At 37.2% G+C, this 15,423-nt stretch carries 14 protein-coding genes and 1 riboswitch; of the genes, 4 read left to right on the forward strand and 10 right to left on the reverse strand.

Annotation, left to right across the window (positions count from 1 at the left end; all coding sequences use genetic code 11):
- Positions 1-2 precede the first annotated feature (2 nt).
- Positions 3-1,109 (reverse strand): WG repeat-containing protein, encoded by a 1,107-nt coding sequence (locus tag BC6307_RS20125; protein ID WP_066420814.1) that lies wholly within the window; start codon positions 1,107-1,109, stop codon positions 3-5.
- Positions 1,110-1,288: 179 nt separating this feature from the next.
- Between BC6307_RS20125 and galE the strand changes: the two genes are divergently transcribed.
- Positions 1,289-2,302 carry a UDP-glucose 4-epimerase GalE gene (galE, locus tag BC6307_RS20130; RefSeq protein ID WP_066420813.1) on the forward strand — a complete coding sequence of 338 codons (1,014 nt, stop codon included), beginning with the start codon at positions 1,289-1,291 and terminating at the stop codon, positions 2,300-2,302.
- Positions 2,303-2,361: 59 nt separating this feature from the next.
- Here the strand turns inward: galE and BC6307_RS20135 are convergent, their stop codons facing one another.
- A complete protein-coding gene (locus tag BC6307_RS20135; RefSeq protein ID WP_066420812.1) occupies positions 2,362-3,432 on the reverse strand; it encodes a plasmid pRiA4b ORF-3 family protein in 1,071 nt (356 codons plus the stop codon).
- Between the two features lie 220 nt (positions 3,433-3,652).
- Between BC6307_RS20135 and BC6307_RS20140 the strand changes: the two genes are divergently transcribed.
- The 3 genes from BC6307_RS20140 to BC6307_RS20150 are packed head-to-tail and all read left to right on the forward strand — an operon-like array spanning position 3,653 to position 4,351.
- Entirely contained in the window at positions 3,653-3,871 is a 219-nt protein-coding gene (locus tag BC6307_RS20140; RefSeq protein WP_066420810.1) for a DUF1659 domain-containing protein, read from the forward strand.
- Positions 3,872-3,910: 39 nt separating this feature from the next.
- Positions 3,911-4,129 carry a DUF2922 domain-containing protein gene (locus tag BC6307_RS20145; RefSeq protein WP_066420824.1) on the forward strand — a complete coding sequence of 73 codons (219 nt, stop codon included), beginning with the start codon at positions 3,911-3,913 and terminating at the stop codon, positions 4,127-4,129.
- A gap of 57 nt (positions 4,130-4,186) precedes the next feature.
- Complete coding sequence (locus BC6307_RS20150) at positions 4,187-4,351, forward strand: YvrJ family protein (RefSeq protein WP_084380716.1); 165 nt, start codon at positions 4,187-4,189, stop codon at positions 4,349-4,351.
- A 221-nt stretch (positions 4,352-4,572) separates the two neighbouring features.
- Here BC6307_RS20150 and BC6307_RS20155 read toward each other — a convergent pair whose 3' ends face one another.
- The 8 genes from BC6307_RS20155 to BC6307_RS20185 form a co-directional block, all read right to left on the reverse strand.
- Positions 4,573-5,298, reverse strand: a complete 726-nt coding sequence (locus BC6307_RS20155) for a response regulator transcription factor (protein ID WP_066415517.1) — start codon at positions 5,296-5,298, stop codon at positions 4,573-4,575.
- Complete coding sequence (locus tag BC6307_RS20160; RefSeq protein ID WP_066415514.1) at positions 5,295-7,070, reverse strand: sensor histidine kinase; 1,776 nt, start codon at positions 7,068-7,070, stop codon at positions 5,295-5,297. Before BC6307_RS20160 ends, BC6307_RS20155 begins: the two co-directional genes overlap by 4 nt.
- A gap of 162 nt (positions 7,071-7,232) precedes the next feature.
- Positions 7,233-8,501 carry an ABC transporter substrate-binding protein gene (locus BC6307_RS20165; protein ID WP_066415513.1) on the reverse strand — a complete coding sequence of 423 codons (1,269 nt, stop codon included), beginning with the start codon at positions 8,499-8,501 and terminating at the stop codon, positions 7,233-7,235.
- Between the two features lie 82 nt (positions 8,502-8,583).
- Positions 8,584-9,408, reverse strand: coding sequence for a carbohydrate ABC transporter permease (locus tag BC6307_RS20170; protein WP_066415512.1), 825 nt, complete (start codon positions 9,406-9,408; stop codon positions 8,584-8,586).
- Positions 9,408-10,349 (reverse strand): carbohydrate ABC transporter permease, encoded by a 942-nt coding sequence (locus tag BC6307_RS20175; protein ID WP_066415511.1) that lies wholly within the window; start codon positions 10,347-10,349, stop codon positions 9,408-9,410. The genes BC6307_RS20170 and BC6307_RS20175 overlap by 1 nt, the downstream gene beginning before the upstream one ends.
- 163 nt (positions 10,350-10,512) lie before the next feature.
- Positions 10,513-10,638, reverse strand: a complete 126-nt coding sequence (locus BC6307_RS25600; protein ID WP_268874270.1) for a hypothetical protein — start codon at positions 10,636-10,638, stop codon at positions 10,513-10,515.
- 38 nt (positions 10,639-10,676) lie between these two features.
- Positions 10,677-10,758: riboswitch (cyclic di-GMP riboswitch) on the reverse strand.
- 180 nt (positions 10,759-10,938) lie between these two features.
- The gene (locus BC6307_RS20180) at positions 10,939-11,928 is read right to left on the reverse strand and encodes a Gfo/Idh/MocA family protein (RefSeq protein ID WP_066415504.1); all 990 of its coding nucleotides are present in this window, start codon (positions 11,926-11,928) and stop codon (positions 10,939-10,941) included.
- A gap of 197 nt (positions 11,929-12,125) precedes the next feature.
- Entirely contained in the window at positions 12,126-15,251 is a 3,126-nt protein-coding gene (locus BC6307_RS20185) for a M14 family metallopeptidase (RefSeq protein WP_084380393.1), read from the reverse strand.
- Positions 15,252-15,423: the final 172 nt, after the last annotated feature.

The following is a 15,423-nucleotide window of genomic DNA, read 5'->3' on the forward strand; positions in this document are numbered from 1 at the left end:
TACTAATACCCGTATCTTCCAATGTACGTCATTTCAGTAAGATAGTTGTAAACAACATTTCCATCTTTATCAATATATCCTTCATTCTCGTCATCTAAGATGGCATAGGCTAACCCATTTTGAAAGTTATCTGCCCATACATATTGTTTTTCAGAAGGATTTAAAACATAATTCCCTTTTTTATTTATATATCCGTATGCTTCGATATCCCAATCTGCGACTACCGCTAGCCCGTCACTAAAACTACCTGCCCAATCAAATTGAGGATTAATAACGAACGATCCTTCTTTATTAATAAATCCATATTTTCCTCCTACAGAAACAGAAGCTAAACCGTCTGTAAACGGATTTGCCCATTCAAACTGAGGATTAATGACATACTGGCCTTTGTGATCAATAAAACCAAATGTGTCTTTCACCATTACTAACGCAATACCATCGCGAAAATCAAGATTACCGTAATCCATGTAATAAGGACTGTCGAACTGAGGATTAATCACATATTTACCTGTTTTATCAATGTAACCTATTCTCTCACTCAACTCTACCCAAGCAAGCCCCTCCGAAAATTGTCCTACATATTCAAATTGTGGATTGATTGTGTACGTTCCATCTTTATCAATAAATCCAAATTTATCTCCAACGGATACTGCTGCTAACCCTTCTGAAAACGGATAGGCATTATCAAATTGAGGGTTAATAACATACTCGCCCTTTTTATTAATATAGCCATACTTGCCATTTAATTGGACCGCCGCTAAACCGTCTGTAAACTTTTCGGCGTAATCATATTGAGGATTAATAACGTACTCACCAGATTCGTTAATAAATCCATACTTATCCCCTATGTACACGACTGCTAATCCTTCCGAAAATTCACCAACATAATCAAACTGATAATTAATAACCACTTCACCTTTTTTATTCATAAACCCGTAACGAATGTCATTAACGAACTCATAATAATCTTCGTCATATTTGTAATCACGCACTTTATATAGTGTATTTTTACTAGAGTTAGATTTACTAGAATTACTAGACGTGCCTGATGTACATGCTGCTAAAAATAATAGAGCTAAACAAAAAATTAGCAATAAACCTTTCTTCATAGGAACCACTCCCATCTATTTTCTGATACTATTTTACTACATATTCGACAATAAGTTTTATCTTTTTGTAGAAAATACCGAAATTTTGTTATTATACGACAACTAGCCCTCGTCGTATTCCAATGATATAATCTTACTATATGTCAAAATTTGAAAATACATAGTTCGGGGGTAAAATAATGGCTATTTTAGTAACAGGTGGAGCCGGATATATTGGTAGTCACACTACTGTGGAATTATTAGAAGCAGGATACGACGTTATCATTTTAGATAACTTTTCGAATAGTAAAATGGAATCGTTACGCCGTGTAAAAGAAATTACTGGGAAGGACTTTGCATTTTACGAGGCTGATTTACTTCAGATAGAGAAAATCGAACAAGTTTTTCAAGAAAATCAAATTGATGCGGTAATACATTTTGCAGGGTTAAAAGCAGTGGGTGAATCAGTAGAAAAGCCACTCTACTATTATCAAAATAACATTACAGGCACCATAAACCTTTGTGAAACAATGAAAAAAAATGATGTAAAAAAACTTGTTTTCAGTTCGTCTGCAACGGTTTATGGGATGCCAGAAAGTGTACCTATTTCTGAAGATTTCCCATTGAGCGCAACAAATCCATACGGCCGTTCTAAGCTTATGATTGAGGAAATTCTCAGAGATTTATACGTTTCTGACTCTACTTGGAGTATCTCTTTACTACGTTACTTCAATCCAATTGGTGCACATGAAAGTGGAAAAATTGGCGAAGACCCGAATGGAATTCCGAATAATTTAATGCCATTCATTACACAAGTTGCGGTAGGGAAACTACCTAATCTTCAAGTATTTGGAGACGATTATGACACAGTTGATGGAACAGGTGTAAGAGACTATATTCACGTTGTCGACTTAGCTAAAGGGCATTTAAAGGCGTTAGAGAAAGTGAAGAAAACTACTAATGTTGATGCTTACAATTTAGGGACTGGCCAAGGCTATAGCGTACTAGAAATGGTACAAGCATTTGAGGAAGCTTCCGGAAAAGAAGTACCATACCGTATTATTAACCGTCGCCCTGGTGATATTGGGGAATGCTATGCCGATCCAACAAAAGCAGAAAAAGAGTTAGGATGGAAAGCAGAAAAAGGAATTGAAGAAATGTGCCGTGATTCTTGGAGATGGCAAAGCAATAATCCGAATGGATACGGAGAGTAACACTTACTATGGAGGTTAGATAAGTTCTAACCTCCCTATTCTTCTAAGTCAGTTTTTCGTTACTTATCCTTCAACATTCTGTTCACTTGATCTCGATTAAAGCTTTCATACCCTTGACTTCTCCCCCATGAATACATGTGCTCGTATTCTGGATGTTTTTTGTCAGCTAGCACTTCCATAAAATATTCGAAACCACCTTCTCCACCTACATCTTCCGGCGGTGTATTGCCTTCCCCATCAACACAAGTTGGAAAAGGATTGGAATAATCATTTATCAATTTTTCTACTTCAATGACATGCTTCCACTCGTCCCCAAAGTCATAAACATACAACATCTTATTTGGAAGGTATTCGGATAGAATAACATCCTTATTCATTTTCATTGGGACTTCATCTCTTGCATATGCAAAGGCTTCTTCAGTAGCAACTAAATGTGCTATCGGTTTGCCAGCTAGATTTAGTATATAAAATTCATGCAAATGTTCGTCTTGCCAATTAAAAGCAGCTTGCATTACTGTGTGTAACTGTGAAAAAGTTTTATGTATTGGGACGATAACTCTCCGCCAAATACGATAATTCTCTAATTGGAGTGTTATTTTTAATTGAACCGCCTCGGTATGAAAAATAGGCTGACCGTTCCAGGCAGCTATATCTTTATACATTTCTTCGTTTGGTTCGATATACCCCTTTCCTTCGCCTGCATATATTCGACTCACTCTTTTACTTAGCTCTACTTGATTTATAGCTTCTTCTTGAATGTCTTCTTGAAAGTAGTATACATTTTCACACGCTTTGTTCATTCTAGCAACGAACGTCCTACCTTGTGTTTTCGAAAAGACTACTTCATTACGGAAAAACGGTTCAATAAATTCATCTTTTATTCCTTCCGCTTGAAGTGTTTCTCGGATCGCGTCCCTCATTAATTGCTGTATATTTTTCATCTGCTTTGCCTTTAATCCAAAAAGAACGACAGTATAACGATTGCGATCATTAACTAGTACTAACGTTTTTTTACGACCAATCAACATAAGATTGGCATGCCAAGAAAATAAACGTTCTGCATCTGTTGGTGGTTCAGCTGGTTTTATTTTCAATTCATCTAATAGTTTCTTCGTACACTGTATTAGCATCGAAAAGGCTCCTTTTTTGTAGGGAAGTGCAAGTTCTCTCCCTTTATTCATTAATAATAGTTTATCACTTTATCGCTACATTTTTAATCATCACTAAACTACCCTTGCTTTCTGTTGAACGTTTTCGTTATGGTACCATCATATTTTTTTAAAAAAATTTACTAGTAGCGCTACTTTTCCTTCCACAGGCTTTATATAGAAGGTGAAGGAGGTGATAAGGATGGCACAAGCAGTACTAGAAAATACACAGCTTCGCTTAATCTTTGAGGTAGGGTTGGACGAGCATGGAAACGTACAATTTAAAACAAAAAACTACAACAACATCGCAATTGATGCAACAAACGAAGGGTTAATTGCAGCAGCACAAGCGATTAGTAGTCTTCAAGTGTACCCGTTAGATGCAGTGAAGCGTAACGACTTACAGCTAATCGTTGAATAATGGTTAGCAAGTAACTAGGAAGAAAGGTAGGTGAAAGACATGAAAACGTTAGAGCTAATTTTCTTAAATGAAATGGGAAGACAAGCGAAATTAGTTGTTGATGAGCCACGTGAGGACGTAACGGAAGCTGAAATAACTAGTGCGATGGATGCAATTATTGCTTCCGGCGTATTCACAACGAACGGTGGTAACTATGTTACGAAACATAGTGCAAAGGTAATCGAGCGTACCGAAACTGTTTTTGAAATGGCAGAATAATAAGCTAGTAGGGTCAGGGCAAGCTCTGGCCCTTTTTTAAGGAGGTGTGAACGTTAAATGGAACAATGGTGGAGCTGGATAAGTGACGTTGGATTTCCAGTGGCTGTCACGTTTTATTTATTAACGAGGATGGAAAATAAGCTAGACACGCTCATTGCGACAGTACAACAGCTAGTCTACCAAGATCCATCGGTAATTAGTAGAAGAAAACAAGCAAACTAACTAGAAAAGCGGAGACGGCTCGATCAGGTCCAATCAAACTGGAGCTTTTCCGCAGGAGATAAAGGAATCACGGCGAGCGATCTTCGAGTCGATGATGTCTTATCGTGCGGAGGAAAAGTGAAGTTTGAGCCGGACCTAGCCGCCGGAGCTAGACAATTAGAAAAGCGGAGACGGCTCGTTTGGCCCCACAAGCATAGGAGACAGAGCAATCTCTGTCCCCTTTATCCTTTTCGAAACTCATTCGGTGTTAAACCGGTATATTTTTTAAACACTTTACTGAAGTATTTTTCATTTTGATATCCGACTTTGTAGGCAATTTCATACACTTTTAATTGCGGCTTGGTTAAAAGCTCCTTTGCCTTTTCTATCCGTATTTTCATTAAATAATCAGTAATTGTTTCGTTGTACTCTTGCTTAAACTTTCGTGAAATATGTTCCCGACTTAAATAAAACTTTTCTGCAATGTCTTGAAGTGTAACATCAGACTGGTAGTTCTCAAAAATATAGTCTTTTATTGCCTTCATGCTCGTATCATCTTCTTCGCGATCTTCGAGTTCAACGCTCCCTCCAAACTCTTCCTTCCACTTCCCAATTGCTCTCGCTAACGTCTCATTTAAAATTTCTGGGTCAATTGGCTTTAATATATAATCAAAACTATTATAGTAAATTGCGTTTCGCATATATTCGAAATCATCATAGCCGCTTACGACAATTGTTTTGCAATTATACTTAGAGTTGAATATCCACTCTAAGAGCTCAATACCATTCATTTTTGGCATTCTCATATCTGAAAACACAATGGCAGGACGATGAGTAGCAATTAACTCTATCGCTTCCTCTCCATTTTCCGCTTCTAACACTTCCTCTATCCCGTTACCTTTCCAATCAGCTAATAAGTTTAAACCATCCCGAACATGCTTTTCATCATCGACAATTAACGCTTTCACTTCATCCCCACCTCCTTAGTAGAAGAAGTTGGAATACTCATCGTAACGATCCAGCCTCCTTCCTTACGGTTGTCTACTTGTAAACTAGCTGATTCACCGTAATAAAGCTTTAAGCGCATGTATACATTTTTTAAGCCGATATGCGTTCCATCATTTTCTTTAGGAAAGCGTACTTCATTTTTCAAATGCCGGTAAATGTCTAGTAATCGCTGCTCTGATACTCCAACTCCGTTATCTTTCACGATTAATATTAATTCGTTATCCTCAACACTACCTTCCACCGTTATACTACCTATTTCATTGCCTCCATCAAAACCGTGCTTAAAATAATTTTCGATAATTGGCTGTAGAATCATCTTCGGAACAGGTACATCCATCGCTTCCTCTTCTATATTTAACTCATATTCAAACCGATTTGCGAACCGTTCTTTTTGTAGAAGGAAAAACGCTCGAATGTAGTTTATTTCCTTTTTGAGTGGGACAATTTCCTCCTCCATATTCATTCCGTAGCGCATTATTTTCGAAAGATGGGTAATAAGCGTATATATTTGTGGCACATTATTTTTCAACGCTACTGTCCCGATTGACTGTAATGCATTATATAAAAAATGTGGATTAATTTGAGATTGAAGAGCGCGTAGTTGGTTCGTTTTATTTTCAATCTCTAGTCTATATTCACGATTAATTAAATGATTAATTTTTTCCATCATTTGTTTGAAACGTTCACCTAGTACACCAATTTCATCTTTACCTAATGAATCGAACTGTACCTTCATGTCGCCTTTTTCAACTTGTTTAATATTTTGCATTAAAACACGTATTGGAGAAGTAATTTTGAACGACACGAAAAGTGTAGATAGTATAACGAGCGTTAAGCCGACAACCCCGAACAGTATGTTAATTTTCGTTACGGTAAACGCATTATCGTATAGCGACGTATACGGTACCCGTTTTACTAGCAGCCACCCACCAACAGTAGGAGATATTTGCTCGTACATAATGACACCATGAAAATCGTCGCCTCTCCACTCGAATTGGTCGTGTGCTACTACATCTTCTTTTACAATTTGTTGTATCCATTCCTCTTCCTCCATCACTGTGTTCATGGAATTATATATTAGTTCTCCTTCTGATGACAGGATGAAAAATTGTTCATTTTCACTATTATAAAGGTTCGTACTTAAATCTAGAATTTTCTCTGTAGCGATTTCTAGCGTAATATACGCCAACACCTCTTCGCTTGGAACATTCCGGAGCGCACGATGTAAATAGATCGTTCCATGAGAAAGGCCTTTCGTGTCAAAGTACATATTATTTGGACTCTGTTCCGCTCTTTCGTATAAATCTTGATATTTATCCGTTACTGTATTAGAAAAAACAACATTCGACCGCTTCGAAACGGTAATTAATTGGTTCTCATCCGCAAAAGATATTTCTACTCGCCTTATATTTTCTTCCGCATATAGTACTGTTTGTAAAATATTTCTTACGATTCCAAGTGTTAAATAATTATCCTCCTTATGAGGTGCTCTCATATAATTAATAAAATCAGGATTGTTATATAAGGAAAGGGTAAGTCCGTTAAGTTCCGTTAAGTAACTTTCCATATTAATTTTACCTTGATATAGTAAATTACTATTATTTTGCACAACTAAATCTTTAAACGCTTCTTTCGTATGATAGTACGTTATAATGATGGACGTACCGAAAGGCAGAACCGTTACAATCAATAGTAAAATAATAAGTCTATTACGAATACTTCCTTTAAACATACGCCCACCACCTCGAGTTTAGTTTTATCAATCATTATAATAGAAAAACGAAGACTTCCATAGAGGAGTTTACACTTTTCAGTTCAATTTATAGCACTAATTTGTAATAAATACGCCGAAAAGATGGCAGCCATTTCGGCCACCACCTTTTAAAATTGAAACTTATTTAAAGCTATCCCAAGTGCTTTGGAATCGTTGTAATACTGTATCGTAGTCAATTTTACCAGCAGCATATTCTTGAATAGTTGCTGCGAATTCTTTGTTTGCTCCATCTGGCCATCTGAACCAAGTCCAAGGAATCGTGTTGTCTTCCACAGAGTATTCTAAAATAGATTGACCAAGATCTCCTAAACCAGCAGGCTCGATGTTATCGAACGCAGGGATAAATGCGAACTCTTCTGTGATGAAACGTTTACCTGTCTCAGAAGAAACCATCCAGTTTAAAAATGTTTTTGCTTCTTCAAGATTGTCAGAGTTTTTGTTTAAAACCCAGTTGTTCGGTACGCCAACTGGTAGACGGTTCGCGCTTGCATCGTCTGTCATTGCGATTGGTAAAAATGCCATGTTAATATCAGGGTTGATTTCATAAATCATGTTTTCTACCCAGTTACCTTGTTGTAGCATTGCTGTTTTACCTGTTGCAAATTGTGTTACTTGTGTGTTGTAATCCGTTGTAATCGGGTTAGCGTTACCATATTGTAACTCAGCATCTAAAACTGTTTGGAAGTCTTGGAAATGCTTGTTGCCAACGAAACTTTCTGTTCCGTCATATAATCCTTCAATAAATGCTACCGGATCATCTTGTTGTGCAAATGGAATGTTTAATAAATGCTGTCCAATTACCCACCACTCGCCGTAACCAGCTGAGAAAGGAGTAATTCCGTTTGCTTCAAGCTTTTTCGCTGCATCAATTAACTCAGAAACCGTTGTTGGAGGCTCTGTAATACCAGCTTCTGCAAATAAATCTTTATTGTAAATGAAACCATAACCTTCTAAGTTAACCGGCATACCGTAAAGTGTGCCATCTTCATCTGTCATAGGTACTTTCCCGATTGGAAGAACGTGCTCTGCCCAAGGCTCATTAGAAAGGTCTGCTAAATGCTCTTTCCAAAGCTCTAACTCTTTGAATCCACCGTTATTGAAAATGTCTGGTTGCTCACCAGAAGCGAATTTTGCTTTTAATGCAGCACCGTAGTCCGCACCACCACCAACACTTTCAAGCTTAACTTTAATGTTTGGATGCTCTGCTTCGAATTCTTTAATTAATTCTGCGAGTTGATCTGCAATTTCTACTTTAAATTGGAACATGTTTAACGTTACTACGTCACCATCTGATTTGGACTTTTCGTCACTAGAGCCACTTGAAGAACAACCAGCTACTATGCCAATTACTAGGAATAACGAGATAGATAATAAAAGCAATCGTTTCATTGATAAATCCCCCTTAAATGTTGTTTGTTTATAGTAAACTCCTGATTCTCTCGGAAACAGAAGCTTATTACTGACGTGATCCTTATTTTACAGAACCTTGAGCAATACCTTTGATAATGTGCTTCTGTAAGAATAGGAAGAAAACAATAACTGGTGCGATACCTAGTACAAGCGCCGCTAATCCCATATCCCATTGCTTCGTATATTGAGCAAAGAATGAGCTTGTTGCTAATGGAATGGTACGTAATTCTGCATCTTGTAATACTAGAAGTGGTAATAAGTAGTCATTCCAAATCCATAGTGTATTTAGGATAATAACTGTTACCGTAATTGGTTTTAATAACGGGAATACAATTCTCCAGAACACTCCGAATTGACTACACCCGTCAATTCTTGCTGCCTCCTCAATCTCAACCGGAATTCCTTTTACGAATCCGTGATATAAGAATAGTGAAAGCGGAACTCCAAATCCGAAATACATAATGATAATTCCGGGAATACTATTAATAATACCAAGTGTCCCACCAAGCTTCATTAACGGAATCATAACCGTTTGGAACGGGATAACCATCGCTGATACAATTAGGATGAAAATAATTTTGCTGAGTTTACTTGGTGTACGAACCATTTTCCACGCTGCCATCGAGCTTAGCACAACAATACCGATAATGCTAAATACCGTAATGACTAAAGAATTCATAAACGCTTTCGGGAAGTTAATAATTTCCCATACTTTTGCATAGTTCGAGAATAAAATCTCTTTTGGCCATGCCGCCGCATCAATTAATATTTCGCCAAACCCTTTTACGGAGTTAACGAGAACGAAGTAAAACGGTACGAGGAACAGAAGCGCTAACATAATCGCAAATATTTCAAGCACGAATGTTTTTTTCGTGTACTTGTTCATTACGCTTCAACCTCCTTCTTCTTCGTTGCTGTTACTTGTAACGTTGTAACAATCGCAACTATTACAAAGAATATAATCGACTTTGCAGTTCCTAACCCGTAACGGTTGTTTTGGAATGCTTCTTGGTAAATGTTAATGGCTACTGACTGTGTAGAATTGAACGGGCCACCGCCAGTTAAAGAAAGGTTTAAGTCAAAAATCTTAAATGCCATCGAAATCGTTAAGAAGAAACAGATAGTAAATGCTGGTAATATTAATGGAACAATTATTTTCGTAATTGTTTGGAACGTAGAAGCTCCGTCAATTTTTGCTGCTTCTAATAATGATTGGTCCACACCTTGTAAAGCTGCGATGTAAATAACCATCATATAACCACTAATTTGCCATGCGAATACGATAACTATTCCCCAGAACGCAGTCGTTTCATCTCCTAACCAAGGTAACTGGAAGAAGCTCCACCCTGTTGCCTCTCCAACAGATGCAAACCCTCTGACGAAAATAAATTGCCAGATGAAACCTAGTAATAATCCACCGATTACATTCGGTAAGAAAAATACTGTTCGTAATATATTTTTTGTTTTCAGAGCAGCGTTTAAAATTAACGCTAAACCAAAACCTATTAAGTTACTTATTAACACTGCCGCAAGCATGAATTTTGTCGTAAACATAAACGATTGGAAAAATATTGGATCATTCGTAAAAATTCGTTTATAGTTTTCAAAACCAACCCACTCTACTGCAGAACTAACTCCATTCCAAGAAGTAAAGGAATAATAAATCCCCATTAAGAATGGAACAATCTGTATTACAAGAAAGAATAATAATGCCGGCCCTACAAACGCTAAATACGTTAAGCCTTTTTTCCAGTTACGCTTCTTTTTACTTTCTGTTTTAATTTGTGTAGAAGCTTTCGCTGACTTTGTCTCTAAATTTGCATCCATTCTCTTCACCGCCTTTTGTGTAACCGCTTACCTAAATTATATTGTAAGCGCTTCAATAATACGGTCTACTAGATTGACTATTTAGGTGCACTATATTGATGGATGTTTTCGTTAGAATAGAAAAAAGAGACCAGTGTCAAAACTGATCCCTCTTTTTATATTATTACATTCCTAATTTTAAATGATGATACGATAGCTTTTTCTTAAGCTGCATTTTTAACTCTTCGTCAAGGCAGTCTTCAATAAGAATGGAGTAGTACGTAACAAACAGCTTATGATAGATTTTCATATCAAGTTAACCTCCTATATGTTCGTACGGAGGAAGTATTCGGTAACTGGCTAGCATAGTTAACCCTTAGCCCCTATAGTTTTGCGTCATCATTTTTCAATGACTTTGCCCTTTCGTACGATACTATTATTCTATCTTGATATCGACAAAACGAGATTCACTTTAACAGTTCGTAAGCACCAACTTTTTTCATGGTTCTTTTTACCTATTAACATTATCTTTAGCTTGTCTTATACATTATAGTTAATAGTAAATAATGATCTCGGCAGTTTCAACTAATATTCCTACAAGAATATGCTACTATTTAATATTTACTGATCTCCCAGTTTTAATTGAATCCCAGCATGCATCCATTACTTTCATATTGTTGATTGTATCGTCAATTGTGTACGAAACAGTTCCATCGTTCAGTATTGCGCTTGAGAAATGTTCAACTTCTAAACGGTATATATCTCCACTAAATTTCTCTTTGCGAATCTCATTATCCTTTTCCACAATAACAGTCCCCACTCCGCCCACTTTATCAGGTCGAAATGCGTGTGGTACTTTAACGATTCCTTTCGTTCCGATGATTTCATACTCATCCCGATTTGCCATATCAATACTACTTTCCGTTTTAGCAATCACATTTCCCGCAAACTTCATAAACGTTGAAGTTGTTAAATCAACACCACTATCTTGATCGTTAAGGCTAAATGCCTGTAACTCTATCGGTTCGCTTCCAAGAATCATCCGAGCAGCATGAATAGGATAGCAGCCAACATCATACAAACTTCCGCCACCGTATTCCTTTTGCATTTTTATCGAATTTTCTCGATCCCCTAAATGAAAAGAAAAACTACTATTGAACTGCTTCACTGTTCCTATTTCACCAGAAGCAATTATCTCTTTCACCCTTTCATGTTGAGGGTGAAACTGGTACATAAAGCCCTCCATATATTTTACTGGAGAAGAAATAAGCGCCTCTTTAATTTCAGTCGCTTCTTCCGCTGTTAATGTAGCAGGCTTTTCTGAAAGTACATGTTTTCCTTTTTGAATCGCGCTTATAGCCCATTCTTTATGTAAGTGATTTGGAAGCGGAATATATACTGCATCAATGTCTGGATCATTTAATAACGCTTCATAACTTTCGTATGCACGTGGAATATTTAACTCCCTTGCGATATTATGTACTTTATTGTTTCGACTTGCGATTGCTACTACTTCCGCATTTTCCGCTCTATCTATCGCAGGAATAAATTGCGTACGCGCAATCCGTGCGGTACTAAGAATACCCCATTTAATTTTCATTATTTTCACCTCAGCCCTTATTTTAACAATGAAAAAGAAGGTAGACTAGTCTACCTTCTTCTTTGATGAACTATTCGGTTAGTTGAATATTGGTAGTTTTGATGTGTTTGGAAAAGTTAATTGATGCACCTGCACGTGTTTTTGACGCACTTGAAAAATTAATTGACGCATCTCAAATTTACTTTCACCCTTACAACCTACTCAATGTTCACCTTTACTAATTCTACTTCACTTAGTTCTTCAGCTTTTCCACCATTATCTTGCTTTTCAACACTAAACGTAACATTGATATATCCTTTACCGTTTATTTTTCCAAGCTTTTTCAAATCAATATCAGTAAGTGCAATCACAAATGTGCTCGTTTCTGTTTGAATTTCTACTTTTGCATTCGGTTGAGATTTTTGTAATTGTTTAATATCGTTTGCCGGTAGCTGTACGACAACCGACCCATCTGTAGTTGGACGATCAACTTGAATCGTAAATAGATTAGCATCATTCTTCTTACTTAATAATGCTTTCTCAGCAACAGTTGCTGTTACTTTTTCACCCTCAACTTTCACGTTTACATCATTCACAGTAGTCGCATGCCCTTTAGCTTTACCTCGTTTCTTTTTCTCGTTTTCTTCACCAACAGAAGCATAAATGCTATTTGCTAACAATCGGTAACTATGGTCGGTATGTGCTCTAAAAGCTAATGAATTAGCAAAAAGAGTAATGGACGTCCCATCAACATCTGTTGTAAATGCTAACGTTTCACCTTTAGCCCCTTCATGCCCTGGCCACCATCCAGCCACGTAAAAATCTTCAGCATTACTAAAAGTTGCAAGAACTTCGGCGCCATCAGGAACGGAAGAGATCCACGCACCAGTTGTAACATACAACAACTCGTCATTCCCATAACCGGATGTTAATAAATGATCATTTACATTTGCTTTTACTAGCCCTTCATGACTAGTTCTCGTATAACCGAAATCATATCCAGGTAGTATTCCACTTAACCTAACAGCACTTAAAGCGGAAACTCCTAATCCGATGTATGCTTTCCCTTCAATATTATTTCGATTAAAACTCGTATTGTCACTTACGATAACATCTGCATCAGCTTGACTTACTAAATCAAAACCTAATTCCTTCAACGTATAGCTTAATTGAGAAGAACCTGTTACAGACACTTTCGGTTGCACTAAAACATTCGTTTTAATATTTTTTGAATTTCCTAGAGAAATTGCTTCAAAATAATAATCATTAGCATACGAACGTAGATCCTTCGTTTCTACGATAAAATCACCTTTGTTTACACGGGCATTTGTTTCTAATGCTACTTCGACTGTTTTACCGTCTTTTAATAATTCGTTCACTAGTTTCACTGTGTCGTTATTCGTATTTTTCAATACTTGCTTCGGTGTATTCCCAACGATTTTTCCAGTTGTAAAATTAACTTCATCAACTGAATTGGTCACATTCGAAAATACTCCTTCTTCTCGAACTTCATGAATAGTAAACCCACGTAAATCTGGGAAATTCACGACGATTGGATCATACATTGCTGCCCAATCTGATACATCTTCTCCTTTATAAAGGACAGCATTAGCTAAACCACGTTTTGCTTGATTCATCGGAACTACGTACGTCCCCTTCGGATATTTCGTACCATTCAAATGCACACTTTTCGTCGTTTTTTCTACTTTTACACCGTTACGAATTAAGTAATCTACCATTTTTTCTGCTTCTGATAGATTTTTTTGCTCCTTTGTATCTGTTGGAATTACATAATAATCTGGGAAAAAGTTTTCATGCTCCCCACGAACACGTCCTATCGTTTCCCCTGCTGCATTGACATAATATTGGTCAACCGCTCGATTATCCTCACCGTTCACACCACGCTCGAATACTCTCAATTGGTTAGCATATAGCTCATCTTTATTTTCTGTTACAAATAGAGTTGCACCTAAGCCTGCTCCAACCATTGCACGATAAGAATCTTGGCCTAATTCAGGAACTTCAACTGTATGACCGAGTGAGCCGTGTAACATGGAAAATACCGCTGTATACGCTGGTGTCATATCATCCCAGCCATCCTCCCACTCCAGTTTTGGTATAAAGTAAGAGTCTAAGTTTGAATTACCAATCCCCGCCTGCCCCATCGCATGTGCTTGATTAATCATGTTTCCATGTAATAAATCATATTCAAAGTTAGGGTTATGCGGTGGTGTTGTCGGTTCAATTAAAAACCCGTTAACATAGCCGTGCATGTCAATGAAAGAAAGCGGCGTCCACTTTGCAATTAGTTCATTTACTTGCTGTGTTTCTACTTGTGTTTGGTATGCATTGTCACGGTTTAAGTCAAATCCGTTCGCATTTGCCCGAGTGTTAGCAACTCTTCCGTCTGGATTGCTAGTGAAAAGGTATAGGAAAATAACGTCATCTAACACTTCGTCTACGTTTAATGTAACCTCTGTTTCCTCTTTCGTATTTGGGTCTTGAGTTGTAAAAGTAATTTCCTCTTCTAGCGCAAATTCCCTTAATAATTCAACTTGCGCATCAACACCTTCTACTTCATCAGGATGGATATTGTTAATCCAAATAGGAATTTGGTAGTCTCCTATCGTCCCATTTTCTATTTTTTCTAGTAAACTACTAGGATCGTCTAACGCAGTTGGTAACGTTTCATTTAAGTACTTATTTACTGCTGATTCGTCTTTTGCCAACGTTACAAAATGGATGTCACGTCCCTCAACCGATTGACCTGCAACTTCGTATTTTAAGTAGCGATCATTCGCCTCGGCTTGTGCAAACACTTCATCAATCGCAGGCTTTATTTCTTCATAAAATAAAAATTCGTCATATACATTGAACTTTACATTTTTTGCAGCTTTCTCACCGGAAACAGTGTTAATTAAAGCTAATTCATAGTTACCAATCAATTGCTGGTACTGAACACGAATCGTTCGATTGGATAGATTAGTAGTGCCAAAAGGTAAGTCAAATTGCATTGTCGCCTTTACGACTGTTGTATCATCAACAAAATGAGGTTCTTCCACTACTGTGATGAATGGTGCACCGTTATAGTTTGTACCCCCACTCCATTTTTTCCACTCTGAAAGGTTTTTCCCACCAAATTGGAATTGTAGTTCGTCTAAATCTACTCGTTCCCCGAAGTCCGCTTGAACCTCAACTGTACGAGCTTCCGTTAAGGAAAATACTGTTCTACTAGTTTCTAGTTCTAGTTCGCTAGTTTCAGCACTATTCGCTAAAACTGGTACTTGTGCAAAACTAGATAAAACTAAAAGAACCGCCATCCAACACACCAATATTTTTCTCATAAACTACCTCTCCCACCGGTTAAAATTTCGACAACAGAAAGAATAATTATACAAATATAACTTATAATTATTCCAACGCTATTTCTTTTTACCATAAAAACCAATTCGTAACATCCCACTAAGGTCTTGATAGAATATACCTATGTTAACCATTTAGTTCTTTGGAGAAGGC

It is taken from the genome of Sutcliffiella cohnii, from assembly GCF_002250055.1.
In the GTDB taxonomy this organism is placed as follows: Bacteria; Bacillota; Bacilli; order Bacillales; family Bacillaceae_I; genus Sutcliffiella; species Sutcliffiella cohnii.